27 protein-coding genes are annotated in these 24,996 nt (G+C 69.0%); 12 read left to right on the top strand and 15 right to left on the bottom strand.

The window, feature by feature from the left end; genetic code table 11:
• Positions 1-30 precede the first annotated feature (30 nt).
• Positions 31-321, top strand: a complete 291-nt coding sequence (locus ACQUS8_RS04930; protein WP_435097781.1) for a transcriptional regulator — start codon at positions 31-33, stop codon at positions 319-321.
• On the opposite strand, the gene ACQUS8_RS04925 is transcribed toward ACQUS8_RS04930, so the two are convergent.
• The 7 genes from ACQUS8_RS04925 to ACQUS8_RS04895 form a co-directional block, all read right to left on the bottom strand.
• The gene (locus tag ACQUS8_RS04925) at positions 318-734 is read right to left on the bottom strand and encodes a Rieske (2Fe-2S) protein (RefSeq protein WP_435097778.1); all 417 of its coding nucleotides are present in this window, start codon (positions 732-734) and stop codon (positions 318-320) included. The two genes, ACQUS8_RS04930 and ACQUS8_RS04925, sit on opposite strands and share 4 nt — an antisense overlap.
• A gap of 61 nt (positions 735-795) precedes the next feature.
• Positions 796-1,647: an aminotransferase class IV gene (locus ACQUS8_RS04920; protein ID WP_435097775.1), complete on the bottom strand. Its 852-nt coding sequence runs from the start codon at positions 1,645-1,647 to the stop codon at positions 796-798.
• Positions 1,632-2,291: an anthranilate synthase component II gene (locus tag ACQUS8_RS04915; protein ID WP_435097772.1), complete on the bottom strand. Its 660-nt coding sequence runs from the start codon at positions 2,289-2,291 to the stop codon at positions 1,632-1,634. The genes ACQUS8_RS04920 and ACQUS8_RS04915 overlap by 16 nt, the downstream gene beginning before the upstream one ends.
• Positions 2,288-3,778 (bottom strand): aminodeoxychorismate synthase, component I, encoded by a 1,491-nt coding sequence (pabB, locus tag ACQUS8_RS04910; protein WP_435097769.1) that lies wholly within the window; start codon positions 3,776-3,778, stop codon positions 2,288-2,290. Before pabB ends, ACQUS8_RS04915 begins: the two co-directional genes overlap by 4 nt.
• An 81-nt stretch (positions 3,779-3,859) precedes the next feature.
• The gene (locus tag ACQUS8_RS04905) at positions 3,860-4,552 is read right to left on the bottom strand and encodes a helix-hairpin-helix domain-containing protein (protein WP_435097766.1); all 693 of its coding nucleotides are present in this window, start codon (positions 4,550-4,552) and stop codon (positions 3,860-3,862) included.
• Between the two features lie 26 nt (positions 4,553-4,578).
• Positions 4,579-5,376, bottom strand: coding sequence for a shikimate dehydrogenase (locus tag ACQUS8_RS04900; protein ID WP_435097763.1), 798 nt, complete (start codon positions 5,374-5,376; stop codon positions 4,579-4,581).
• Positions 5,377-5,427: 51 nt separating this feature from the next.
• Positions 5,428-6,567 carry a sodium:calcium antiporter gene (locus tag ACQUS8_RS04895; protein ID WP_435097760.1) on the bottom strand — a complete coding sequence of 380 codons (1,140 nt, stop codon included), beginning with the start codon at positions 6,565-6,567 and terminating at the stop codon, positions 5,428-5,430.
• A 172-nt stretch (positions 6,568-6,739) separates the two neighbouring features.
• On the opposite strand from ACQUS8_RS04895, the gene ACQUS8_RS04890 reads away from it, so the two are divergent.
• The 4 genes from ACQUS8_RS04890 (at position 6,740) to ACQUS8_RS04875 (ending at position 10,876) form a co-directional block, all read left to right on the top strand.
• Positions 6,740-8,092, top strand: coding sequence for a D-aminoacyl-tRNA deacylase (locus tag ACQUS8_RS04890; RefSeq protein WP_435097757.1), 1,353 nt, complete (start codon positions 6,740-6,742; stop codon positions 8,090-8,092).
• 31 nt (positions 8,093-8,123) lie between these two features.
• Positions 8,124-9,260: a cell division protein FtsZ gene (gene ftsZ / locus ACQUS8_RS04885; RefSeq protein ID WP_435097755.1), complete on the top strand. Its 1,137-nt coding sequence runs from the start codon at positions 8,124-8,126 to the stop codon at positions 9,258-9,260.
• Between the two features lie 102 nt (positions 9,261-9,362).
• Positions 9,363-10,529: a thiolase domain-containing protein gene (locus ACQUS8_RS04880; RefSeq protein ID WP_435097752.1), complete on the top strand. Its 1,167-nt coding sequence runs from the start codon at positions 9,363-9,365 to the stop codon at positions 10,527-10,529.
• A complete protein-coding gene (locus ACQUS8_RS04875) occupies positions 10,526-10,876 on the top strand; it encodes a Zn-ribbon domain-containing OB-fold protein (RefSeq protein ID WP_435097749.1) in 351 nt (116 codons plus the stop codon). Before ACQUS8_RS04880 ends, ACQUS8_RS04875 begins: the two co-directional genes overlap by 4 nt.
• On the opposite strand, the gene ACQUS8_RS04870 is transcribed toward ACQUS8_RS04875, so the two are convergent.
• Entirely contained in the window at positions 10,877-11,788 is a 912-nt protein-coding gene (locus tag ACQUS8_RS04870) for an alpha/beta fold hydrolase (protein WP_435097746.1), read from the bottom strand.
• Between the two features lie 85 nt (positions 11,789-11,873).
• On the opposite strand from ACQUS8_RS04870, the gene ACQUS8_RS04865 reads away from it, so the two are divergent.
• Complete coding sequence (locus ACQUS8_RS04865; protein ID WP_435097743.1) at positions 11,874-12,473, top strand: DUF420 domain-containing protein; 600 nt, start codon at positions 11,874-11,876, stop codon at positions 12,471-12,473.
• Here the strand turns inward: ACQUS8_RS04865 and ACQUS8_RS04860 are convergent, their stop codons facing one another.
• The 4 genes from ACQUS8_RS04860 to ACQUS8_RS04845 all read right to left on the bottom strand — a co-directional run bounded on the left by ACQUS8_RS04860 (position 12,474) and on the right by ACQUS8_RS04845 (position 16,270).
• A complete protein-coding gene (locus tag ACQUS8_RS04860) occupies positions 12,474-13,253 on the bottom strand; it encodes an ABC transporter permease (RefSeq protein WP_435097740.1) in 780 nt (259 codons plus the stop codon).
• Entirely contained in the window at positions 13,250-14,170 is a 921-nt protein-coding gene (locus ACQUS8_RS04855) for an ABC transporter ATP-binding protein (RefSeq protein WP_435097737.1), read from the bottom strand. The genes ACQUS8_RS04860 and ACQUS8_RS04855 overlap by 4 nt, the downstream gene beginning before the upstream one ends.
• Before the next feature lie 66 nt (positions 14,171-14,236).
• Positions 14,237-14,884 carry a DUF7546 family protein gene (locus ACQUS8_RS04850; protein WP_435097735.1) on the bottom strand — a complete coding sequence of 216 codons (648 nt, stop codon included), beginning with the start codon at positions 14,882-14,884 and terminating at the stop codon, positions 14,237-14,239.
• Between the two features lie 3 nt (positions 14,885-14,887).
• The gene (locus ACQUS8_RS04845) at positions 14,888-16,270 is read right to left on the bottom strand and encodes a heme o synthase (protein ID WP_435097732.1); all 1,383 of its coding nucleotides are present in this window, start codon (positions 16,268-16,270) and stop codon (positions 14,888-14,890) included.
• A gap of 116 nt (positions 16,271-16,386) precedes the next feature.
• Between ACQUS8_RS04845 and coxB the strand changes: the two genes are divergently transcribed.
• The 6 genes from coxB to ACQUS8_RS04815 all read left to right on the top strand — a co-directional run bounded on the left by coxB (position 16,387) and on the right by ACQUS8_RS04815 (position 21,206).
• Positions 16,387-17,238, top strand: coding sequence for a cytochrome c oxidase subunit II (coxB, locus tag ACQUS8_RS04840; RefSeq protein WP_435097729.1), 852 nt, complete (start codon positions 16,387-16,389; stop codon positions 17,236-17,238).
• A 108-nt stretch (positions 17,239-17,346) separates the two neighbouring features.
• The gene (locus ACQUS8_RS04835) at positions 17,347-18,216 is read left to right on the top strand and encodes a cytochrome c oxidase subunit 3 (protein ID WP_435097726.1); all 870 of its coding nucleotides are present in this window, start codon (positions 17,347-17,349) and stop codon (positions 18,214-18,216) included.
• Positions 18,217-18,265: 49 nt separating this feature from the next.
• The gene (locus tag ACQUS8_RS04830) at positions 18,266-18,625 is read left to right on the top strand and encodes a DUF7541 family protein (protein ID WP_435097723.1); all 360 of its coding nucleotides are present in this window, start codon (positions 18,266-18,268) and stop codon (positions 18,623-18,625) included.
• Between the two features lie 47 nt (positions 18,626-18,672).
• Positions 18,673-18,921 carry a DUF6684 family protein gene (locus ACQUS8_RS04825; RefSeq protein WP_435097720.1) on the top strand — a complete coding sequence of 83 codons (249 nt, stop codon included), beginning with the start codon at positions 18,673-18,675 and terminating at the stop codon, positions 18,919-18,921.
• 59 nt (positions 18,922-18,980) lie between these two features.
• On the top strand, positions 18,981-20,735 hold the full coding sequence (locus ACQUS8_RS04820; RefSeq protein ID WP_435097717.1) for a cbb3-type cytochrome c oxidase subunit I: 1,755 nt from the start codon (positions 18,981-18,983) through the stop codon (positions 20,733-20,735).
• Between the two features lie 186 nt (positions 20,736-20,921).
• The gene (locus ACQUS8_RS04815; protein WP_435097714.1) at positions 20,922-21,206 is read left to right on the top strand and encodes a DUF7520 family protein; all 285 of its coding nucleotides are present in this window, start codon (positions 20,922-20,924) and stop codon (positions 21,204-21,206) included.
• Here ACQUS8_RS04815 and ACQUS8_RS04810 read toward each other — a convergent pair.
• The 3 genes from ACQUS8_RS04810 to ACQUS8_RS04800 all read right to left on the bottom strand — a co-directional run bounded on the left by ACQUS8_RS04810 (position 21,203) and on the right by ACQUS8_RS04800 (position 24,996).
• The gene (locus tag ACQUS8_RS04810) at positions 21,203-21,865 is read right to left on the bottom strand and encodes a haloacid dehalogenase type II (RefSeq protein WP_435097711.1); all 663 of its coding nucleotides are present in this window, start codon (positions 21,863-21,865) and stop codon (positions 21,203-21,205) included. The genes ACQUS8_RS04815 and ACQUS8_RS04810 overlap by 4 nt on opposite strands.
• A gap of 96 nt (positions 21,866-21,961) precedes the next feature.
• Positions 21,962-23,971 carry an acetate--CoA ligase gene (gene acs, locus ACQUS8_RS04805; RefSeq protein ID WP_435097708.1) on the bottom strand — a complete coding sequence of 670 codons (2,010 nt, stop codon included), beginning with the start codon at positions 23,969-23,971 and terminating at the stop codon, positions 21,962-21,964.
• Between the two features lie 218 nt (positions 23,972-24,189).
• The gene (locus ACQUS8_RS04800; protein ID WP_435097705.1) at positions 24,190-24,996 is read right to left on the bottom strand and encodes a CBS domain-containing protein; all 807 of its coding nucleotides are present in this window, start codon (positions 24,994-24,996) and stop codon (positions 24,190-24,192) included.

Here is a 24,996-nt window from a genome sequence, read left to right as displayed (position 1 = left end):
ACCTAAACCGGGAGACGACGTAGGGTTGGTATGGAGTCACGAACGACCCGCGAGCGCATCGCGGACGCCCTCCGTGAGGGGCCGGAGACGCCGAGTTCCCTCGCCGAGGCGTTCGAGGTGACGCCGCACGCGGCCCTCAGCCACGTCGAGCACGTCGCGAAGTCGGTCCGGGGTTCGTCGGAGGAAGAGCTGCTCGTGCGGCCGCCGGAGTGTCGCGAGTGCGGCTTCAACGGTTTCGACGTCCCGCTGAACCTCCCGTCGCGCTGTCCGGAGTGCAAACACGAAGGCATCGAGGAACCCGCGTTCGTCGTCGAGTCCTAGAACCCGAGGCGTTCGCCGGGGTTCGTCGAGAGGTCGCGCCCGGTGCCGGCCGCGCCGACGCGCACGAACTCGTAGTCGTCGTCAGTGAGGTAGACGTCGCCGTCCTCGACGGTGACGTCCGCGCCGGTGAGCGACGACCCCTCCGGCGGGCCGAAGTCGCAGTGGCCGTCCTCGCAGTCGAACGTCGCGCCGTGCTTGTTGCAGACGAGGTCGCCGTTTCGGAGTGTCGCCCCGCTTCCCTTGTCGAGTCGGACGTCCGTCCAGTGTGGACAGACGTTGTGCCACGCGTTGACGCCGTCGTCGGCGCGTACGAGGACGAACTCGACTTCCTCGCCGTTCTCGCGGAGGGTGACGAGCAGACTCGACTCCTCGGGGACGTCCGCGACGGCGGCCATTCGGGTCCCGGAATCCATCGCGTCTCGCTACGCCCTCGGGCGAGTTGAACGCGTCGTCTCACCCACGCGCCGGTGGTCCTCAGTAGTGCGTTTCCTCGACGGCGGCGTCGAAGGCCTCGTGGAGGCGCTCGGTGACGGGACCGACCGGGAGTTCGACGTCACCGACGGCGACGAGCGGCCGGAGTTCCCACGTCGTGTTCGTCAGGAACGCCTCGTCGGCGTGGCGGAGCGTGTCGGGTGCGTAGACGCCCGTCTCGACGTCGATGTCCTCCTCCGACGCGAGTTCGAGGACGACGCGGCGCGTGACGCCGGGAAGGACATCGCCGGCGAGGCTCGGCGTGTGGAGGACGCCGTCGCGCACCCAGAAGACGTTGCTCGTCGCGCCCTCGGCGAGGTGGCCCTCGGTGTCGCGGAGGAGGGCCTCGTCCTCGCCGTCGAGTTCGGCGCGCGCGAGGACGCCGTTCAGGTAGTTGTGCGTCTTCGCGCTCGCGGGGAGCGCCTCCGTGGGAACCCGGCGGGTCTCGACGACGCGTGCCGTCGCGGGTGCGTCCCACACTTCCTCGCCGGCCGTCCCGCCCCGTGGCAGTGGTTTCGCCACGACGACGACTGTCGGGTCCGCCGGCCCCGGCGCGAGTTTTCCCTCTTGGGGGCCGCGCGTCACGGAGACGCGGACGTAGGCGTCTTCAAAGTCGTTCGCGGCGAGCGTCTCCTGCACGCGTCCGTACAGGTCGTCCATCGGTGGGTAGGCGTCGAAGTAGAGCTCCTCGAGGGTGTTCCGGAGGCGTGTCGCGTGGTCGTCCCAGCGGAACACCTCGCCACCGTAGGCGCGCAGCGTCTCGAAGGCCGCGTCGCCGTAGCGAAAGCCCCGGTCGGCCACCGAGACGCTCGCCTCGTCGGCGTCGACGAGTTCGCCGCCTACGTGATAGCGCATCCGGCCACCTCCGTGAGGAAGTTCGCGACTAGCTCCCGGCCGAGCGCGAGGTCGGCGGGGTCTTCGGGCCGGCCGGTCAGCACGCTCTCCGGGTGGAACTGGACGCCGACGTGCGGCCGCTCGACGTCCCGAACCGCCATCACGATTTCGTCGTTTTCGCTCTCCCCGTCGCTTCCCCCGTGCTCGCCGCTGACGGTGTGTGCGCTCTCCTCGAGACGCTCGGAGAGCGTCCCGGCCTCGACGGCGAGCGAGTGGTAACGCCCGACGGCGAACGTCTCGGGGAGGTCCGTGAAGACGCCGTGCCCGTCGTGCGTGACCGTCGAGGGCTTCCCGTGGACGATGTCGGGCGCCTGGACGACGCTCGCGCTGCGGGCCGCACAGAGCGCCTGGTGGCCGAGGCACACCCCGAGAATCGGGTAGTCCGTCTCGGCGAACAGCGGCATCGAGACGCCGGCGTCCTCGGGGGTGCCGGGGCCGGGCGACACCACGACTGCGTCCGGGTCGAGGTCGTGCACGTCCGCGACGTCGATGGCGTCGTTCCGGCGGACGACGACGTGCTCGCGGCCGACGTGCGTGGCGACGTAGTCCACGAGGTTGTAGACGAACGAGTCGTAGTTGTCCACGACGAGCACGGAGGCGCTCATCGCTCCACCTCCAACTCGGCGTCCGCGAGCGCGCGGTCCACGGCGTCCACGAGTGCTTGGGCCTTCGCGAGCGTCTCGTCGTACTCCGATTCGGGGCCGGAGTCGTGGACGACGCCCGCACCCACGCGGAGGCCGTACTCCTCGTCCGTCCGGACGAGCGTCCGGATGACGATGTTCAGCGTCGCGTCGCCGTCGAAGCCGATTGTGGCCATGCTCCCCGTGTAGGGGCCGCGGCGGGTCGCCTCCACCTCGTCGATGAGCTCCATCGTTCGGGGTTTCGGCGCGCCGGTGATGGTCCCACCGGGGAAGACGGCGCGAACCGCCTCGCCGAGCGAGATGTTCGCCCGCTGGGTCCCGGAGACGAGCGAGACGAGATGCATCACGCGCGAGTAGCGGTCTACTCTCCTGTACTCCTCGACTGCGACGCTCCCCGCCTCCGAGACCTTCGCGAGGTCGTTGCGCTCCAGGTCGACGAGCATCGCGTGCTCGGCGCGCTCCTTCGCGTCGCTCGTCAGGTCGGCCTCGTTGGCGGCGTCTTCTTCGGCCGTCTCGCCCCGCGGGCGGGTGCCGGCAATCGGCTCGGTCAGGAGGCGCTCGCCGCGCCGCTCCAACAGGAGTTCGGGGCTCGCGGAGACGAGGTCACAGCCCGGGAACTCCACGAGACCCGCGTATGGCGCGGGGTTCACTTCGCGGAGCGCCGCGTACGCCGTCACGGGGTGGACGGCCGCCGGCGCGCGCAGGCGCTGGCTGACGTTCGTCTGGAACGTCTCGCCCGCGCGAATTGCGTCTTTGATGTGTGCGACGCGCTCCGCGAACGCCGCCCGGCCGGCGTCACTCTCGAACGCCACGTGCTCCGCGTCCGGTGCCGGCGGCGTCTCGTCGCCGAACTCGCCGGTCGTCGCGGCGTCGGCGAGCGCGAGTGCGCGCTCGCGGGCGTCGGCGTAGGCGTCCGCGGGTGTGTCGTGGGCGTCGACGCGCGGCGTCGCGACGACGCGGAGGTCGTCGCCCGCCTCGAAGGGGTCCGCCCACGCCGCGACGACCTCGTAGGTGGCGAGTTCGAGGCGGGGAATCCCGCGGTCGTCGGTCGTCGTCTCGGGAATGGCCTCGGTTTCGCGCGCGGCATCGTAGGAGAGGTAGCCGAAGAACCCGCCGGGATAGGGCACGTCACAGCCCGCGCGGACGAGCGTCTCGTCGTCGAGAAGGGCGTCGATGGCGTCGAACGCGCCGGTCTCGTCGGGGCCGACCGTCGTGACGTCGGTGGGCGCGACGCCGAAGTAGCCCCAGCCCTCGCGGCCGCCGCCGGTCTCGTAGAAGAAGGCCGCGTCGTCGCTCGCCGCGCCGCCCGAAGTACCTCGTGCGCGCCGATAGGCGTCGAAGGGGTCGTCGACCGCCACCCGGACTTCGACGGGGACGCGCGCGCCGGGCGGGGCGTCGCGCGCCGCGGCCAGGAAGGCCGCGCGTTCGGTCCACACGTCTACGTCGTTCATAGCTGAGAAGGAGTGCTGTACCGGGAAACCCGTTTCGGGGCGGTCACGCCTGCCGCTCGCGCGCGACGCCCTCGACTCGCCCTACTCTTCGCGCTCTCGCGCGCGGTCGACCCAGCGCTGGACGCGCTTCGGCGAGAGGTCGACGTCCTCGGCGAGGTCCTCGGCGTCCGCGTCCGCGAGGTCGTCGACCGTCTCGACGCCCGCGTCGCGGAGGCGCTCGGCGTACGCCGGGCCGACGCCCTTGATGATTTCGACGTCCTCGGCGCCCTCGCTCCCCGGCACCTCGTCCTCGCCCTCGTCGGGTTCGACGTCGTCGACGTCAGTCGTCATGTCGTCGGCCTCGGGGCCGGCGGCCTCCGCGGGCTCGGCAGCCTCCGCGGGCGAGTCGGGTTCGGCCTCCTCGACGGTTTCCTCGACGAGCGACTCGGTGGAGGCGGTGGCGTCCGTCTCCTCGGCCACCGGCTCCTCGACTTCGTCCTCGCCGGCTTCACCGGCCTCCTCGGCCTCGAGGTCTGTCGTCATGTCGTCGGCTTCGGGGCCGGCGGCCTCCGCGGGTTCGGCGGCCTCGGCGGGGGAGTCGGCCTCACCCTCTTCGACCGACTCCTCGACGAGCGATTCGGTGGAGGCGGCGGCGTCCGTCTCCTCGGCCACCGGTTCATCGACCGTCCGCTCGCTCTCGCGTTCGCGCTCGACGGTGACACCCGTCTCGCGTCCCCGGCCGGTACGACTCGACTCCATACCGAGAAGCGACTTCAGTTTCGAGATGAGACCCATTGGCCGGCCTAACGACCGCGGGGGACTTAAAGACCCTCCCGTAGAGCGGCGTTCATCGCCTCCACGGGGGCGTCCTCGCCGGTCCAGCGCTCGAACGCGGCCACCCCCTGATAGAGGAGCATCCACGCGCCGTCGATGGTGGTCGCGCCGGCGTCGGCGGCCTCGCGGAGGAGGCGCGTCTCTAGGGGCGTGTAGACGGCGTCGAGCACGGCGAGGTCGCCGTGCAGGGCGTCCGCCGGGACGGGCGAGACGTCCTCCTCCATCCCGACGCTCGTGGCGTTCACGAGCACGTCCGCCTCGCTCACGAGGTCCTCAAGCGCGTCGAGGCCGTGGGCGTCCGCCCCAACGTCGTCTGCCAGCGCTTCGGCGCGCTCGACGGTCCGGTTGGCGATGGCGACTTCGGCGCCGTCGGTGACGAGCGCGACGGCCGCCGCGCGGGCCGCACCGCCCGCGCCGACGACGACGGCGTCCGCGCCCGCGAGCGGGACGTCGAAGTGTTCGAAGGAGCGCTGCACGCCCGCGACGTCCGTGTTGTGGCCCGTCGGGACCTCCCCGGAGAAATCGACGGTGTTGACGGCGCCGACGCGTCGCGCGAGGTCGTCCGGCTCGACGGCGTCCAGCACGTCCTCCTTGAACGGGATGGTGACGTTCAGCCCGTCGACGCCGAGGGTTTCGGCGGCCTCGACGGCAGCCGCGCCGTCCGCGGCGTCCGGTTCGAAGGTGACGTAGCGCGCGTTCAGGTCGAGCTCCTCGTAGGCGGCTTCGTGCATCGGCGGGGAGAGCGAGTGCCCCACCGGGTTGCCGATGAGTCCATAGACGTCCATACAGGGCGAGGCACGGCGGCGAGCAAAAAGGGTCGTGCTACGGCGTCGGCATCAGTGGCCGGCGCCGGGGCTGATGCCGATGAAGAGGACGAAGTAGACGAGGAGGACGATGAAGGCGGCGTAGAAGAGGCCGCCGATGAGGAAGGGCTTGGGGTCCATCGGCTCCTCGTGGGCAGAGCGTGCACGGAGGTAGAGAATCCCGCCGGAGACGACGGCGAGGATGACCGAGAAAGCGTTCAGGAAGCCGGTCGTCCCCCACGTCAGCGAGAGGTCCCAGTCCGTGAAGACGATGCCTAGCGTGACCGGGAGGGTGCCCTGGAACGCCATCGCGCCCGTGATATTCCCGAGCGCGAGCGTGTCCTTGTCGCGGGAAATCCAGAGCACGGAGTTGAATTTCTCGGGGAGTTCGGTGGCGAGCGGCGCGATGAGGAGCGCGACGATGGCGATGGGGATGCCCAACACCTCCTTCGAGAGCCACTTTACCTCGCTGACGAAGAGGTGGGCGCCAGCGATGATGAGCGCGAGCGCGAGGAGCGTTTGGAGTGCGACGAAGAAGAAGTGGGGGTTCTCGCCGTGTTCGCGGGGGTTGTAGCCGAACCGATAGGCGACGCGCTCGATAAGGAGGCCGAGGTGGAGCGCGTCGATGTCCTCGCCCTCGGTGAGTTCGCCGCTCTGGAGGGAACGCACGAGGTAGACGAGGTAGAGGACGACGAGGAGTGCAGCCATCGCGTACTCGACGGGGCGGCTGTGGACGAACGCGGCGGTGAACGCGATGACGTAGCCGACAAGGAAGAACGAGAGGTCGCGTCGCGTCGCCTCCTCGTTGAAGTGCATCTCCATCCCGAACGTCCGCCGATTGCGGAAGTAGTAGACACTCGCGCCGACGAGGAACATCGCGATGGTGGCCAGCATGAACGGCGCGCCGAGAATCGCGCCGACGCCGACGTGCCCGGAGTCCTCCCCACCCTGCAGGATGGCGATGACCGGAATGAGCGTCTCGGGCAGTGCGGTGCCGACCGCCGCCAGAATACTCCCAGTCGCCGATTCGCTCACGCCCAGCCGATGCCCCAGCCACTCCACGCCGTTCGTGAACACTTCCGCGCCCAGCAGCAGCAGGGCGAACGACCCGACGAGGAGAATCGCCCGGTCCGCCGCCGGTGTGATGAGTGCCGGAGCGATGCCGGTATACATACCTCGCGTGTACCGCCACGGGGTTTGTAAGCAGTTTCATTCGGCACCGACGGCGGCGGGTTCCCGGGGTCGTTTGTTGGCGTCGCGCCCCGCGGTCGGACCGTCGGCGAGGTCCCGCCGAGCGCCGCCCCTTCCGACGGCTTTTAGCGCCGACGACTGCGAGCGTTCGAGTATGACTGTCGGCATCGTCGTGAGCCGCGCCGACTCGGCCTCACGCGCCATCGGCGAGCGACTGCTCGCGCTCCGGAACTGGGAGCGGGCGGACGACGACGCGAGCGCCGCGCGCCACCGCTGTGAGGGCTTCGAACTCCGCGAGTTCGAGGACTGGCACCTCGAGTTGGACGACATCGCCGAGGTCTTCGACGACCCCGAGCTCGTCGTCTTCGCCTCCCGGCACTCCGGGGAGACGGGGCCATTCCTCACTGCGCACTTCACGGGGAACTTCGGCGCGGCCGAGCACGGTGGCGCCGACCGCTCGCTCGCTGAGGCCTGCCCGAACGCCCACCGCGAAGTCGTCTCCGCGTTCGCCGACCACGCGCCCGGCGGGTACGAGGTCGGCATGGAGTGCACCCACCACGGCCCGACGTCCGTCGGCGTGCCGTCGATGTTCGTCGAACTCGGCTCCGGCGAGGACCAGTGGGCGGACGAGGACGCCGCCGAAGCCGTCGCGCGCGCCATCCTCGACCTGCAGGGCGTCGCCCCACACACCGAGCGCACCGTCGTCGCGTTCGGCGGCGGCCACTACGTCCCACGCCCCACCCGCGTCGTCGAGACGACCGACTGGGCGGTCGGCCACATCGCCGCCGACTGGTGTCTGGACGACCTCGGCGACCCCCGCGAGCACGCGGACGTCGTCGACCAAGTCTTCGTGGAGAGCGACGCGACGCGCGCCGTCGTCGACGGCGAGAAACCGCGCCTGCGTTCGGTCATCGACGACCTCGGCTACGACGTCGTGAGCGAGACGTGGCTCCGCGAGACGACCGGCGTCGACCTCGACCTCGTCGACGACCTCGAAACCCACCTCTGTAGCGTCGATGACGGACTCCGGTTCGGCGACGCCGCGCGCCGCGAGCCGCCCGCCGAGTACGTCGTCGCCGACCACCCGGACGGCCTCTGGGCGGACGCGCACAGCGTCGACCCCGACGCCGCCCTCGCCGCCGCGTCCGAGCACGCGCTCGCCTACACGACCGAGGAGAGCGGCAACCGCGTCGCCGGCGAGGTCGCCTTCGCCGACGCCGAAGCCTACGACGACTACGTCGACGCGCTCGTCGGCCTCCTCGACGAGAAGTACGACGACGTCACGCGCGACGACGCGGCCGTCCACGTCGTCGACGAGTCCTTCGACCCCGAGAAGGCGATGACGCTCGGCGTCCCCGAAGGCCCGAAATTCGGCCGCCTCGCTGCTGGCCAGCCCGTCGAGGTGAACGGCGAGGAAATCAGCCCCGAGACGGTGTCGAGCGAGCGCGAGGAAACCTACCCGCTCGCGGAGCGTGAGACGGTCGTCCGACACGAGGGGGAAAGGTAATTAAACGCCTCTCGTTTACTGTATAGGCAACATGGACTCCATCGTGCAGGACGCTATCGACGAGGCCGAGGAGGACGCCGACTCCTCCGAGGGCGTCTCCCCCGACACCGGCGGGGGGAACGCTAGCTCCGGCCAGATGTCTGACGAGGAGCTACTCGGCGTTCTCGAGGACCTGCAGACGAACATTACCGTCGTCGGCTGTGGCGGTGCGGGCAGCAACACGGTCAATCGGATGTACGAAGAAGGGATTCACGGCGCGAAACTCGTCGCCGCGAACACCGACGTCCAGCACCTCGTCGACATCGAGGCGGACACGAAGATCCTCATCGGCCAGGAGAAGACCCGCGGCCGCGGCGCCGGGTCGCTCCCGCAGGTCGGCGAGGAGGCCGCCCTCGAGTCGCAGGACGACATCCGCGAAGCCATCGCCGGCTCGGACATGGTGTTCGTCACCGCCGGCCTCGGCGGTGGCACCGGCACGGGGAGCGCCCCCGTCGTCGCAAAGGCCGCCCGCGAGGCGGGCGCGCTCACCATCAGCATCGTCACGACGCCGTTCACCGCGGAGGGCGAAGTTCGGCGGAACAACGCGGAAGCCGGCCTCGAGCGCCTGCGCGACGTCTCCGACACCGTCATCGTCGTGCCGAACGACCGTCTGCTCGACTCCGTCGGGAAACTCCCCGTCCGGCAGGCGTTCAAGGTCTCCGACGAAGTCCTCATGCGCTCCGTGAAGGGAATTACGGAGCTCATCACCAAACCCGGCCTCGTCAACCTCGACTTCGCCGACGTGCGCACCGTCATGGAGAAGGGCGGCGTCGCCATGATCGGCCTCGGCGAGTCCGATAGCGACTCCAAAGCGGTGGATTCCGTCAAGAGCGCGCTCCGCAGTCCGCTCCTCGACGTCGACATCGGGCAGGCTAACTCCGCCCTCGTGAACGTCACCGGCGGCCCCGACATGAGCATCGAAGAGGCCGAGGGTGTCGTCGAGGAGATTTACGACCGCATCGACCCCGACGCGCGCATCATCTGGGGGACGTCCGTCGACGAGGAACTCGACGGCGAGATGCGGACGATGGTCGTCGTCACCGGCGTCGAGTCCCCGCAGATTTACGGGCAGAACGAGGACGAGCAGGTCTCGGCCGGCGGCGGCCGCGACATCGACTACGTCGAATAACGCGCCCGCTCCTCTTTCGACCACCGCGTCCGCGACCGCCGCGAGTGTCGCGGGTGTGAGCCGGTGGGTGTCTTTTTGTGGCGCGGCCCGGAACGTCGTCGCATGACCAGCGTGCGCGTCGCCGGCGTCGGGTCGACCCACTTCGGGACGCATCCCGAGCGGACGAGTCGCGACCTCTTCGCGGAGGCCGGGGTGAGCGCGCTCGCGGACGCGGGCGTCCCGCACGCCGACGTGGAGTTCGTCCACTACGGGAACTTCGCGGGCGGCCTCGTCGAGGGGCAGGGACACACCGGCCCGCTCGCCGCCGAGGCGCTCGGCGTGGACGCCCCGGCGACGCGGTACGAGGCGGCGTGTGCGTCGAGCGGCGTGGCGTTCCGCGAGGCAGTTCGGGCGGTCCGTGCGGGCGACGCGGACGTCGTCGTCGCCGGCGGTGCCGAGCGCCTCTCCCATCTCGACACCGCGGAGACGACGGCGGCGCTCGCGTCCGCCGCGGACGAACTCTGGGAGGGGCGCGCGGGCGCGACGTTCCCTGCGGTGTACGCGCTGATGGCGGACGCCTACTTCGGCGAGTTCGGCGGCGACCGGACGGACCTCGCGCACGTCGCGGTGAAGAACCACGCGAACGCGATGGGGAACCCGCACGCGCAGTTCCAGCGCGAAATCACGGTCGAGGAGGTGCTGGACGCCCCGCCAGTCGCCGAGCCGCTCGGATTGCTCGATGCCTGCCCGATTACGGACGGCGCGAGCGCCGTCGTCCTCGTGAGCGAGGAGTACGCGGCCGCGAACGACGTGGACGCGCCCGTTGGGGTCACGGGGTCGGGACAGGGCGGGGACCGGCTCGCGCTCGCGGACCGCGCGCACCTCGCGCGGACACCCGCCGCCACCGAGGCCGCGGAGGCCGCCTACGCGGACGCCGACATCGTCCCGGGCGACGTGGACGTCGCGGAAGTCCACGACTGCTTCACCATCGCGGAGGTGCTCGCGCTCGAAGCGCTCGGCTTCTACGAGCACGGCGAGGCGGTCGGCGCGGCGCGCGCAGGCGAGACGACGCGCGACGGCCGCCTCCCCGTGAACCTCTCCGGCGGCTTGAAGGCGAAGGGTCACCCGGTCGGGGCGACGGGGACGAGCCAGATTGCCGAACTCACCGCGCTCCTCCGGGGCGACCACACCAACAGCGACGCCGTCCCGGACGCGGAGGTCGGCCTCGCGCACAACGCGGGCGGAACGGTCGCGAGTGCCGTCGTCCACGTCCTGGAGGTGGTCGCATGAGCGACGCCGGCTACGACGACGTGCTCGACGCCGTCGAGCGTGGCGAGGGGTTCTGTCTCGTCTGCCCGAACGGCCACGGGTCGCTCCCGCCGCGCACGGTCTGTCCGGACTGCGGGTCGCGCGACCTCACGCGCGAGCGACTGCCCGACACCGGCACGGTTCGCGCCGCCACCGAGGTCCACGTCGGGACGCCGGCGTTCGCCGACGAGACGCCCTACGGGCTGGCTATCGCGCGCTTCGGCCCCGTCCGACTCACCGGGCGGGCGTGCGGCGACGTCGAACGCGGCGACGAGGTGACGCTGACCGTCGCGGAAACCGGCGGCAAGCGCCACCTTGTCCTCAAGTAATCAGGGGAGGTCGGGCGCGGCGGCCTCGAGGAACGCTTCAGGGTGTTCGTCGTGGGGGAGGAGTTTCGCGTCGTCGAGGACGACGAGCCGCGCGTCCGCGTTCTCCGCCAGTTCGCGACCCTCTGCGAGCGGCGTCGTCGTCGCCTCGCGCCCCCAGACGAGCGTCACGGGGACGTCGCGCTCGGCGAGTTCCGCGCCGAGGTCCACGACGGGGTCGAGGAAGCCGCCGACGAAGGACGCGGGCGCGAAGCGCGCGTTGCGCTGATGGGCGCTCCGCCACTGGTACTCGACGACACCGTCCGGAATCGGGCCGGCGTAGGCCTCGCGTCGGTTGAAATATCTGAGGGCGGGTTTCGAGACGAGGGCGTCGAAGGCGGCCTGCCCGAGGACGGGCGCGCGAAAGCCCTCGCGGAGCCACTCGCGGTGGTCGGTGGTGTCTGCCGTCGGGCAGACGAGGACGAGGCCCGAGACGTCGGCTTCCTCGGCGGCGATGGCGGCGTACGACCCCGCGAGCGAGGAGGCGACGACGGTCGGCGCGTCGAGTCGCTTGACCGCGTGGGCGACGAACCCCTCGTAGAGCGCGGCCGTGTAGGCGACCTGCGGGCGCTCGGAGCGGCCGAACCCCGGGAGGTCGGGGGCGACGACGTGGTAGTCTTCGGCGAGCGCCTCCCAGACGCCTCGGAACTCGCGACTCGACGCCGCGGCGTGGACGCCGTGGAGGAGGAGGACGTCCGGGTCGTCGGGGTCGCCCGCCTCCGCGTAGGCGACGTCGAAGCCGCGCCAGTGGACCGTCCGTTGCGTGCCGGGGAGCGCGGGCGGGAGGGGGCCCGCGAGCGTCGCGAGCAGTCCGTCCGCGGCCACCGTGGCGGCGCCCGCGCCGGCGAGGCCGGCGAGCGCCTTCCCGAGTTTCATACCTCGTCGGTGGCCCGCCGGCCGGTTAGGCGTTGTGCCGCCCCGCCATCGCACAGGATAAGGCCCGGGCACCGCAACCCGACGTATGAACATTCGCGGCTACGCCCGTGCGCACCCGCGCCGAGTCACCGCCGTCGTCTCGGCCGTCGGCTACGCGCTCGTCATCGGGACGTTCGCCGGCGTCCTCCCGATATTCCCCGACATCGGCAGGCAGACCGTCCTCCTGTTCTCGGACGCCATCGCCGTCATCAACACCTGCGCGCTCACCGCGCTCCTGCTCGGGTACTACTTCGTCCGCCGCGGGAAGGTACGCGCCCACCGGGCGGCGATGCTCACCGCGTTCGCGCTCATCCTCCTGTTCCTCGTCGTCTACCTCTGGAAGGTCGGTGGCGGCTTCGAGAAGGAAATCGTCATCGAGCAGGGCCAGTTCCTCGCCGCCTACGCGGACGTCGTCTACCCGCTCTACCTCGCGATGCTCGCCGTCCACATCCTCCTGAGCGCGCTCGCGGTGCCGGTCGTCGTCCACGCCGTCGTCATCGGCCTCTCACACGACGTCTCGGAGATCCCGGACACCGACCACCCGATCGCAGGGAAACTCGCCGTCGCGTCGTGGTCGCTCAGCCTCTTCCTCGGCGTCGTCACCTACTGGATGCTGAACCACGTCTACTCGTGGGCGCCCCGGTGATTACTCCGTCCACGGGATGAGGTGCGCGCCGACGACGAACGCGACGACGGCGAGCATGCACAGGATTCCGAAGTTCGCCGCGACCGACCCCGGCCAGCCCGCGTAGCTCGTGCTGAGGGCGTCCGGCGTCCGGTAGGTTGCGGCGCGCACGCCGTACGCGAAGTAGGACAGCGGGGAGAGGTTCGTTATCGGCTGGAACCATCCCGGGAGCGACGCCGGCGTGAGGAAGGTGTTCGAGAGGAACAACAGCGGGAGCGCGACGCCGTTCGACGCCGTGATCGCGCCGTCCTGGCTGTCCGCGAGCGACCCGAGCATCGCACCGACGCCGCAGAACAACACCGACCCGACCGGGACGAAGAGTGCGAGCCACGGCGAGACGTGGATGTCCGCGCCCGTCAGCACGAGCAGCGCGAGGAGGACGACGCAGGCGAGCGCGATGAGCGCGACGTTCACGAGCGTCTGCGCGAGCAACCACTCCCAGCGCCGCATCGGGGACGTTGAGAGCTTCTCGAAGCGGTTGCCCTCCCGGAAGCGCGCCACCTCGCTCCCGATGCGCGAGAGCGGCGTGAACAACACGACGACGGCGAGGTACGCGGGGACGTAGTAGCCCGCCGGCTGGCTGAACAGCCCGGTGCCGCCCCCGCCGGTGCGGACGAGGCCCGCGAAGATGACGATGAGCAACACGGGGAAGAAGAACGTGAAGAAGACGGCGACGCGCCGCCGGACGAACGACTTGTAGGCCGCCCGGACCTCCGAGGCGACTCGGGAGCGTCGACTCACGCCACCACCTCCTCCTCGTCGGCGTCCACGACACTCGGGTCGTCCGCGAGCCGGAGGTAGACGTCCTCGAGGTCGGGCTCGCTCCACGTCAGCGCGTCGAAGGCCACGCCCTGCGCTTCGAGTGCGGCGGCGACGTCACCGATGGCCTCCGGGGGGACGCCGACGACGTGGAGGGCATCGCCCTCCCGACGCACCTCGTACCCGAGGTCGTCGAGCGCGTCCGGGTCGGCCGTCGTCTCCACGGCGAGGTACTGCTCGCCGCCGTACTCTGTGACGAGCGCCTCGGGCGTCCCGGTGGCGACGAGCTCGCCGTCCGCGAGCAGGCCGACGCGGTCCGCGAGTCGTTCGGCCTCGGCCATGTAGTGCGTCGTGAGGAACACCGTTGTCCCCGTGTCCGCGAGGTCCTCGAAGACGTCCCAGAGCGCCCGACGGCCCGCCGGGTCGATGCCCGTCGTCGGCTCGTCCACGAAGAGGACGTCCGGCTCGTTCGCGAGCGACGCCGCGACGCAGGTGCGGCGCTGCTCGCCGCCGCTCAACTCCGAATACCACGTCTCCACGTCGGGGTCCATCCCGACTTCGCGGAGGAGGGCGTCGGGGTCACGCGCATCGTCGTAGAGGGCGGCGTAGTACGCGACGAGTTCGCGCGGCGTCAGGCGCTCCGGGGGCGCGAAGTCCTGCGGGAGCAACCCGAGGCGCTCCTTCGCCGCCTCGCCCGGCGACGCACCGAGAAGGCTGACACTCCCGTCGTCGGGGTCGCGCGTGCCCGTGAGACAGCGCGTGAGCGTCGTCTTCCCGGCACCGTTCGGCCCGATGAGTGCGAACACCTCGCCCGCCTCGACGGCGAGAGAGACGCCGTCGAGCGCGACGGTGTCGCCGTAGTGCTTGCGTACGTCGTCGGCGACGACTACCGGTGCCATACCCAAAATTCCTCGCGGCCACGCGGTAAGGATATCGCTTCACGGAGCGACGGCACAGTACAACTGTCAACGCGTCGGCCGCCAGACGAGCGCGAGCACGGAGACGACGAAGACGACCGTCGAAATCCCGTATGCCTCCGTCATCGCGACGGACGTGAGCGCCGACGCGCTCCCGAAGAGCCCGGTCGCGACGGTGGCGAGAATCGGCCACGTACAGGAGACACAGGAGACGAGGCCGAGGACGCCCGAGAGCGCCGACGCGGAGGCGTCGCGCACCGTCACGGAGACGAGGTAGGCGAGCGCCGCGTACCCTCCGAGTTTGAACGGCATCAGGACGACGGTGAGGCCGTCGGCGCTGTAGACGGGTGCTGGCCCCCACCCCGGCGGGAGCCAGTGGAGCGAGAACCCGAGGCCCGCGCCCGAGAGGTGGTAGAGGCCGCCCGCGTAGCCGACGACGAGGAAGTAGGCGACGCCGACGGCGGCCGCGAGCCACCGGACCCGCCCGGGGGTCGGCGACGGGCGCACGCGCAGGACGCCCCACGCCGCGACGTTCAGCCAGACCCACGGGTAGACGTAGGTGAGCGGGTCCGTCGGTATCGACGGTGCGAGCACGACGTACGCGAGCGTGACGAGGATTTCGGCGTTCAGCACGGCCGCCCACGAGAGGAGTGTGCCGGAATCGAGGTCGGGGAGTCGGCGTGCGAGTGCGTGCATCGCTCAGATCACGAGGGCGTCGAGGACGACGGCGAGGAGCGTCGCGCCGAGGAAGGCGTTCGAGGCGTGGAACGAGCGCATCGCCGCCGCCCGGTCGCGCTCGTAGTGCAGGCGGACGACCGCCCAGAGGAACACGCCGCCGAGCGCGACGACCGTCGCCGCGTAGAGCCACCCGAGGTCGGTGACCGCGGCGAGCGCCGCCGCGCCGACGAGCGTCGCGCCCAGCCAGCCGACGATGTGCTTGCGGGTGACCGCCGCCCCCCGGACGACCGGCATCATCGGGAAGCCGCCGCGCTCGTAGTCGTCGCGGTAGGCGAGCGCGAGGTTGTAGAAGTGCGCCGGCGTCCAGAGGAAGATGACGCCCGCGAGTGCGAGTGCGGGCACGCCCAGCGTTCCCGTGACCGCCGCCCAGCCGATGAGCGCGGGGAGCGCGCCCGCAGCGCCGCCGATGACCGTGTTCTGGTCGGTGTTCGGCTTCAACAGGAGCGTGTACACCACCGAGTAGAAGAGGATGGCGACGAGGCCGAGGCCCGCCGCGAGCATCCCCACCTGTAGGAAGACGGCGACGGACGCCACCGTGAGCAGGACGCCGAAGGCGAACGCGTTCCGCTTCGGGATCAGCTCCGTGGCGAGCGGCCGGTCGCTCGTCCGGTTCATCTTCTTGTCCTTCTCGCGCTCGAGGACGTGGTTGAACGTCCCGCTCGCGCCGATGGAGAGCACGCCGCCGAGCAGCGTGAAGACGACGGTACGCGCGGACAGGTCGGGGCCGGCGGCGAGTGCCATCCCCGCGGACGCGACCAGACAGAGCAGCCACATCAACCGCGGCTTCATCATCCGGAAGTAGGCGTTCGCGAGTGCGAGCGGCCCCGAGGGCGAATTGCCGTCGTCGTCGACGGCGCCGCCGGTCCCGTCCTTCGGCTCGCCTGCCCACTCCGCCGAGGGCCGGTCGGCCGTCTGTGTCTCGAGCGTCCACGCGAGCGCGAGGATGAGACCGGCGAAGATGACGACGCCGAGGCCGAGGTGGAGCGCCGGGACGTACGCGAGTGCGCCCGTCGCCGCGAGCGCGCCGACGCCGACCTGTACGGGGTAGAGTGCGAGCGAGACGCCGAGCGACGCGACGACCCGCGTCTCGGCGTCCTCCAGCACGGCGAGCGCGGTGGTCCCGAGCACGAGCAGGCCGACGACGACGGCGGCGAGGCGGTGCGCCCAGACGACTTCGAGCGCGAACGAGGAGAGCGCGAACCACTCGCCGTTACAGGCCGGCCACGTCCGACAGGCCGATGCGGCGTCCGTCAGCGCCGTCGTCGCACCCACGACGAGGAGTGCGTAAACGCCGAGGGTGGTGGCGACGAGTGCGTGCGTGAGTCGGGGGCGTGTCGTGCGCACGTGAAAACCTCTTGGCGTCGGTTGGGGTGGGGCGTACTTAGCCTGTCCGACTCCGTGGCGTGCGAAACCCCGAGTCGGTAGTTATTTGCCCGGCACCTCCCAACCGTCGCATAGCAATGTTCCGGAAGCGGCTCGCGTCCGTCCTGACGATGGGGCTGATGGGGCTGGTGCCGTTCGTCGTCGCCGCGACTCCGGCCGCAGCGGCGTCCTCCGTCACGAGCGGGTACATCAACAACGTCAGCGACCTGTTGCTCGCCGTCGCGCTCCCCATCACCATCATCGTCGAGGGTGTCCTCTTCTACGCCATCTGGAAATTCCGGAAGGCCGACGAGGCGAAACCCACCAAGGAGAACCGCCGTCTCGAAATCACCTGGACCGCTGCCACTGCGGTCGTCCTGCTGTTCGTCGGACTCGCCGCCTACGGTGCGATGGGCTCGCCCTACGTCATGCCCTCGAAGACCGACGCCCAGCAGATGGCGGAGCAGCCCGAGACGACCGTCGTCCACGTCGACTCCTACCAGTGGTCGTGGCAGTTCCACTACCAGCACAACGGGACGAACTTCACGTCCAACAAGCTCGTACTCCCCGCCGAGAAGCAACTCGTGTTGAAGATCACGTCGCGTGACGTGCTCCACGCCGTCCACATTCCGGCGCTCGGGTTGAAGAAAGACGCCTTCCCCGGGCACGCCACCTACATCGCCACGGAAATCGACTCCAGCGCCGTGCAGGACGAACCCTACGTCCTCTACTGTGCGGAGTTCTGTGGCGCCGGCCACTCCAACATGCTCGCTGACGTCGTCGTGAAGAGTCAGAGCGACTACGAGCAGTGGGCGAGCCAGCAAGCACAGCAGGCCCAGAGTGACTCCGGGTCGAGCAGCTCCAGTTCGAGCGGGAACTCGACGTCCACCAACTCCACGTCGACCGACTCGAGCTCTCACGCCGTCGCGGCCCCCAGCCTCGCCGCGTAACGCCGCCCACACTTCTCCGTTCGTTCACACGCCGAGCGACGGCGTTCGCCCGAACCCGCGAGGCCAGTTGGGAGGTTTTTTAGTGTATCCCGCGCTACCCGCGAGTATATGGCTACGGAGGAAAGCGAAGACCACGGTCATCACTTCCTGCCCGCCGTCCGCGACTGGCCGCGCGGCTACGGTGAGGCGAGCTGGTGGCCGTTCTTCACGGCAATCGGGCTCACGCTGGTGTACTTCGGCGCGACGCTGTTCGTCGTCGGCCGAACAACCGACCTGACTACCCCGACGGTCGGCGTCGGTCTGTTCGGCGCCGGCGTGGTCGTCAGCATCGCCGGAATGATCGGCTGGATCTATCAGGCGTTCATCGTCGACTTCTGGGAGCGCGGCTCGCACAACGGCGGCGAGTCCCTGCGTCTCGGGATGATCCTGTTCCTCGCGACCGACATCGCCACGTTCGGCGTCGGCTTCGCGTACTACTTCTTCATCCGCACGGGCTCGTGGAGTGCCGAGTACCTCCCGCACAGCGGGCTTCTCACCGGCGTCCTCGTCCTGAACACGGTGCTGCTCGTCGTCTCCAGTTTCACCATCCACTGGGCTGAGCACGAACTCCAGAAGGGGAACCACCAGCGCTTCGTGCAGGGGCTCGTCGTGACGTTCCTGCTCGGCGCCGTCTTCATGGTGGGACAGGTCTACGAGTACTACGAGTTCATCGTCCACGAGGGCTTCACCCTCACCTCGGGCGTCTTCGCGAGCGGCTTCTACGGGCTCACCGGCCTCCACGGGATGCACGTGAGCTTCGGGGCGCTCCTCATCGGTATCCTCGTCGTCCGCGCGCTGCGTGGTCAGTACAACGAGGACCGCCACGTCTCCGTCACCACCGTCTCCTGGTACTGGCACTTCGTCGACGCCGTCTGGCTGTTCCTCGTCGCCGTCGTCTACATCGGCTCCGTCTACGGCACCGAGTTCAGTCCCTTCTAGGCGTCCCCGGAGCGATACGCTTCTTATCCCCGCACCCCAACAACGGGGCATGGAAGAACAATCGGGCCTCAGCGAGCGATATCCGACCGCGAGCCCGTGGCCACTGTTCGTCGCACTCGGTCTCGTCCTCAGCGAAGTCGGCGTGTTCTTGGGCGGGGTCGTCCTCCCCGTCGGCATCGGCGGCGTCCTCCTCCTCGAGGCGAGCGTCGTCGGCATCATGCGCGAGTCCGGCTACGCGAACTCGCTCTGGAGCACGTCGCTCGGCGTCGGCGCACTCGTCGGCGTCGCGGGGACGGCGCTCCTCGTCCTCACGCCCTACACGAGCCGCGCGCTCACGCTCGCCGGCGGCGGCCTCCTCGCCGTCATCGCCGCCGTCGGACTGTTCCTCTACGAGTCCGGCTACCTGTAGGCCGGAACCCTCAACATATATTTGGGCGCGGGCCGCACACTCCCTCAATGACTTCCCACTCCAGCGTCTTCGAGAAGGACGTCCTCCTCGACATCGCGGTGAACATCATTCCGCTCGTCATCATGCTAGCGTTCGCCGTCCTCTTCTGGGTCGTCGACCCGTGGACGAGCAGCGACCTGCTGAGTCGCGTGCTGCAGTACGCGCTCATCGTCCTGCCGTTCGTCGGCCTCGCGATTCTGACGTACGTCGCCGCCAATCGCATCGAGGTTGCCGAGGACGTCGAAGTCGGTCCATAAACTGACCGCCGGGGGACGAACCCGTACCTTTCTTTACGGTGGGCCGCCCACCACCGAACATGGCAGTTTCCCCCGAACTCATACTCTCGGTGCTGATGGGGCTGCTGCTCCTCATCGTGGCGGGATGGCTGACCCGCCTCGAAGACTGGCAGGCGTACGCGCCTGTCGGAGGGGGCGGCTACGGCGAAAGCACCGGGCACGGGCACGAAGAGAAACCGGCAGGATTGACTCGCTGGCTAACGACCGTCGACCACAAGGACCTCGGGCTGCTCTACCTCGTGTTCGGCGTCGTCGCGTTCGCGTGGGGCGGCATCACGGCGCTCCTGATGCGCCTCGAGCTCACGACGCCGTCGATGGACCTGATGTCCACTTACGGTGGGTTCGGGCTCTACAACGCGTTGCTGACCACGCACGGCATCACGATGCTGTTCCTGTTCGCGGCGCCGATGATTTTCGCCATCGGGAACTACATGGTGCCGCTGCTCGTGGACGCCGACGACATGGCGTTCCCGCGCATCAACGCCATCGCGTTCTGGATCCTCCCGTTCGCGACTATCCTGATGTGGGCCGGGTTCTTCCTCCCCGTCATTGGGATTGACATCCAGGCGGCGAAGACCGCGTGGACGCTCTACACGCCGCTCTCGACGTCGATGGAGGGCGTGGGCGTCGACGTCTTCCTGCTCGGCTTCCACCTGTCGGGCTTCTCGACGACGATGGGTGCGATCAACTTCATCGCCACCATCGTCGTCGAGCGTAACACGGAGAAGGTCCCGTGGAGCAAGCTCGATATCTTCAGTTGGACGATGCTCACGCAGGGCGGACTCATCCTGTTCGCCTTCCCTGTCCTGACCGCGGCAGTCACGATGCTGCTGCTCGACCGGAACTTCGGGACGATGTTCTTCGCCGCGGAGGGCGGTGGGGCCTTGCTCTTCCAGCACCTCTTCTGGTTCTTCGGCCACCCCGAGGTCTACATCCTCGTCCTGCCCCCGATGGGGCTGGTCAGTCTCATCCTGCCGAAGTTCGCGGGCCGGAAGCTCTTCGGCTTCAAGTTCGTCGTCTACTCGACGCTCGCTATCGGTATCCTGAGCTTCGGGGTGTGGGCGCACCACATGTTCACGACGGGCATCAACCCGCGACTCACCGCCTCCTTCATGGCAATCTCGCTCGCCATCGGCGTGCCGTCCGCGGTGAAGGTGTTCAACTGGATCACAACGATCTGGAACGGGAAACTGCGCATGACGGCGCCGATGCTGTTCGCCGTCGGCTTCGTCCAGAACTTCATCATCGGCGGCGTCACCGGCGTCTTCCTCGCCGCCATCCCGTTCGACCTCATCATGCAGGACACCTACTACGTGGTGGGGCACTTCCACTTCATCGTCTTCGGCGCAATCGGATTCGCGCTCTTCGCGGGCCTCTACTACTGGTTCCCGCTCATGACCGGCCGGATGTACGACCGGGGCCTCGCGCTGTGGCACTTCTGGCTCTCCATCATCGGCGGGAACGTGACGTTCATCGCGATGCTCATCCTCGGCTACGGCGGGATGCCGCGTCGCTACGCCACCTACATCCCGCAGTTCATGACGTGGCACGCCGTCGCGACGCTCGGTGCGCTCATCATGACGGTCGGCCAGCTCGCGTTCCTCTGGAACGTCTGGCAGTCCGCGAACTACGGCAAGCGCATCGACTCGGGCGACCCGTGGGACCTCAAGGCGATCGACCAGTTCACCCACGAGTGGGACTGGTACGAGCAGAAGCGCGAGCGCCTGCTCGCTGACGGCGGCGAAGAAGACGTCGACGTCGAAGCGGCGGACTGACGCGGCGCGACGGGGTTTCGGTTTTCGCTGTTTTCCGCGCGGTTACGAGATGACGACGGCGAACGATGCGGCCATCATGACGATGGCGATGCCGAAGAGCATGATGAGGAGTTTCTCCTTCTCTTGCATGGACGCGGCTACGGCGGACAACGCAAAAGGCTAATCGCTCCGGTTCGAAGACGCCGTATGGACACTTCTGCGCCGACTCGCGGCCGTCACGTCGTCTTCGGGATTTACGGCGCGGCCGTAGTCATCGCGGGCCTGTTCGGCTACGCGCTCGGCTACGTCCTGCAGCCGAATATCGACGGCCACGCGGGGTCGCTCGGCCCCGTCACGTTCGCGCTGACGCCGCTGAACCTCGCCGTCTACGGGATGGTGATGGTTGGCTTGATGCTTGGCGTCCTCCTGTTGCTCGTCTCGTACGTCGCGCGTTTCGACGACGCGACGCCGACCACGGTCGAGGAGCGTTAGAGCGTTTCGGCGAGCGCTTCGAGGTCCGGGACTTCGAGGTCGGCGTCGCCGCCGACGCGTTCGGCGGGGGCGTTCGCCCGGTTCACCCACGCGGTCCGCATCCCGGCGGCGCTCGCGCCCGCGACGTCCCACGCGTTCGAGGAGACGAGCCGACACTCCTCGATGGGGCGCCCGAGGTCGCTTGCGACGTGCTCGTAGACTGCCGGGTCGGGCTTGAGCGCCTCGACGGCGTCGGCGCTGACGAGGCCGTCGACGTGCGCGTCGATGCTGGTGTTCGCGGCGAGCGCGTCGAGCATCGCGGGCGTGCCGTTCGAGAAGACGACCGTGTCGTGGCGTTCGGCGAGCGACGCGAGCGCATCGAGCGTGTCCGGGTAGGGCTCGAGGTCGTCGTAGGCCTGCATGAGCGCGGCGCGCGCCGTCGCGTCGAGGCCGTAGTAGTCGAGCGCGTAGTCGAGTGCCTCCCGGGTCACGACGTCGAAGGGCTCGTAGCGCCCCATCGCGCCCCGATGGAAGGCGTACTCGAGTTGTTTCTCGCGCCAGAGTGTATCGACGTCCGCGGCGAGCGAGGTGGGGACGTCGAGTTCGGACTCGATGGCGTCCGCGACGCTGGAGACGTCACAGAGCGTGCCGTACATGTCGAAGCAGAGTGCCTCGGCCATACGCGACCACGAGGGCGGGGAGCCCCTAAGAAGCCCGGCCGTCGGCGAGACGCGTGGCTACCCGATGCGAAAGACGGAGGAACGGTGGGTGCCGCGTCAGTCGTCGCCGTGGACCTTGTCGCGGATCTCCTCGACGATGTTCGGGTTCTGCAGGGTCGAGGTGTCACCCAGCTCGGCCTGGTTCGCGATGTCCTCGAGCAGGCGACGCATAATTTTCCCGGAGCGGGTCTTCGGGAGTTCGGGCGTGAAGACGACGGACTCGGGGCGCGCGATGGGCCCGATGGCGTCCTCGACGCCGGCGACGATGCGGTCGCGCATCTCGTCGTCTCCCTCGTAACCCTCTTCGAGGATGACGTAGGCGTAGACGGCTTCGCCCTTCAGGTCGTGCTCGCCGCCGACGACGGCGGCCTCGGCGACGCCTTCGACGCCGACGATGGCGGACTCGATCTCCATCGTGCCGAGGCGGTGCCCGGAGACGTTGATGACGTCGTCGACGCGTCCGAGGACGGTGATGTAGTCGTCCTGGTCGATTTTCGCGCCGTCCTCGGGGAAGTAGACCCAGTCCTCCATGTCGTCGGAGTCCGTGTCGGAGTACTCCGACCAGTACTCCTCGATGAACCGCTCGTCGTTCTTGTAGAGCGTCCGGAGCATGCCCGGCCACGGCTTCTGGACGGTGAGGTAGCCGGCGCGGCCCGGCTCGACTTCCTCGGCGTTCGTGTCGACGATCTCGACGTCGAGGCCGGGGAGCGCGGGGCCGGCGCTCCCGGGCTTCATGTCGTTGACTGCGGGGAGAGTCGTCACCATGTGGCCACCGGTCTCGGTCTGCCACCAGGTGTCGACGATGGGGCACTCCTCACCGCCGATGTGCTTGTAGTACCACTTCCACGCGCGCGGGTTGATTGGCTCGCCGACGGTCCCGAGCAGGCGGAGGCTCGAGAGGTCGTGGTTTGCGGGGTACTCCTCGCCCCACTTCATAAACGAGCGAATGGCGGTCGGCGCGGTGTAGAGCTGGTCGGCCTCGTACTCTTCGATGATCTGCCAGAGGCGTTCACGGGTCGGATAGTCCGGCGTTCCCTCGTACATCATCGAGGTGGTGCCGAGCGCGAGCGGGCCGTAGACGATGTAGGAGTGGCCGGTAATCCAGCCGATGTCGGCGGTACAGAAGTAGGTGTCCTCGGGCTTGATGTCGAGGACGGATTGCGAGGTCCACGCGGACCACGCGAGATAGCCGCCGGTGGTGTGTTTCACGCCCTTCGGCTGGCCGGTCGTGCCCGAGGTGTACATGAGGAAGAGCATGTCCTCGGCGTCGCGTTCGACCGGCTCGACCTCCGCGCCGGCATGGGCGTCGATGAGGTCGCCGTAGTCGTGCTGGTCGTCGGCGAGGTCATGACCGAAGTCGTCGCCGTTCGGGCCGAGGCGGTCGACGACCACGGTGTCGACGTCGTGGTCGACGCCCGCGAGCCCCTCGTTCGTCTTGTCGAGGTGGTCGAGGGGGTCGCCGCGCCGGTAGTAGCCGTCGCAGGTCACGAGGTACTCCGAGTCGGCGGCGTTCATCCGGGTCGCGAGCGCTTCCGCAGAGAAGCCGGCGAAGACGACCGAGTGAGGTGCGCCGATGCGCGCACAGGCGAGCATGGCGATGGGGAGCTCGGGGATCATCGGCATGTACATCGTGACGACGTCGTCCTCGCCGACGCCGAGGTCGCGGAGCGCGGCGGCGAACTCGTTGACCTCCCGGTGGAGCTCCTCGTAGGTGATGGTGCGGTTGTCCTCTTCGACAGGTTCGCCGACCCATTCGAGGGCGGCTTCGTCGCCGCGTTCGTCGAGGTGGCGGTCGATACAGTTGTACGAGGCGTTCAGCTTGCCGTCAGTGAACCACTCGTAGAACGGCGGGTTCGAGGCGTCGAGGACCTCGTCGTAGTCCTCGTCCCAGCTCAGGAGGTCGGCCGCGCCCTCCCAGCATTCGGGCCAGTTCTCCTCGAACTCCTCATAGATATCCTCGTCGGTGACGTTAGCCTGCTCCACGAAGGACGCGGGTGGCTCGAATACCTCTTGCTCCGCGAGATGTGCCTCCAGTTCCACGTCTTCGGGGTCTGCTTCGCCAGCCATGATTCGTGTGCACAATGGCCGATTACCGGTATAAAACTTGCCGATGGATAGTGATAGATAGGGCTTACCACACCAGCGGCATCGTCGGGCAAACCGAGACCCCTCGTGCGATTCGACACCGTGGCTCTCGACGCGTGTGCCGACGCTCCTTGCGTGGCTGAGTGACACGTCTCGGCCGGCGACGGAGCGCCAGACTGACACTCGGGGGAGAAAAGTCCCTATTGCAGGCGTTCGGTCGTCTCGACCAGCGGGTGTCGGGCGTAGTCGACGACGTTGACGTCCTCGACGGACTCGAGACCCTCGTTGCGCGCGGTACGCGCCATCCCGAGGTCGACGCGCTCGCTAAGGACGATTACGTAGGCGTCCATCTCCTCGACGTCCGTCGTGTGTGCGGCCATCGCGCGGTGGTGGCCGTCGGCGAGCAGCAGGTCGCCGGCGTTGTCGATGACGACGAGCGGCTCCGTGAGGCCGCGCTCGAGTTCGTACCGTCGTCCCTCCAGCTCGTCCGCGTAGACCTTCCCCTGCGTGGGGACGAGGTCGTCGATGGCGACGCGGCGGCGCTCCTCGTCCGCGCGCACGTCGTGAATCGTCTCCAGCGTCCGCAGGAGTTTGCCGACCTTCTCGGGGGTCGCGCGCTCGATCTGCGAGCGGATGACGTCCGCGTTCGAGATGATGCCGACGAGCGTCCCCGCGTCGTCCACCACGGGGAGTTTCTGGATGCCCGAGCGGAGGATGACGCGCGCGGCGTCGTTCACGTTCATCTCGGGGTGTGCGACGATGAGGTCGTCGGACATCACGCGGAACATCGGCGCGGCGTCGTCCGCGCGCAGGAGGTCGCGCGCGGTCACGAAGCCCTCCACCTTCCGGCCCTGCGCGACCGGGAAGCCGTTGTGACCGTCGCTCTCCACGATGCGCCGCGCGACTTCACCAACGGTGTCCTCCGGCGCGACAGTCGCGACGTCTCGCGTCATGTAGTCTCGCACGCGGGGTTTCCCGCCCGCCGTCGAGTCGAACGGCTCGTCCAT

Source organism: Halarchaeum sp. P4, assembly GCF_051195175.1.
GTDB lineage: Archaea > Halobacteriota > Halobacteria > Halobacteriales > Halobacteriaceae > Halarchaeum.
The sequence above is the reverse complement of the archived record's forward strand: the minus strand, read 5'-3'. Positions and strand labels throughout refer to the sequence as shown.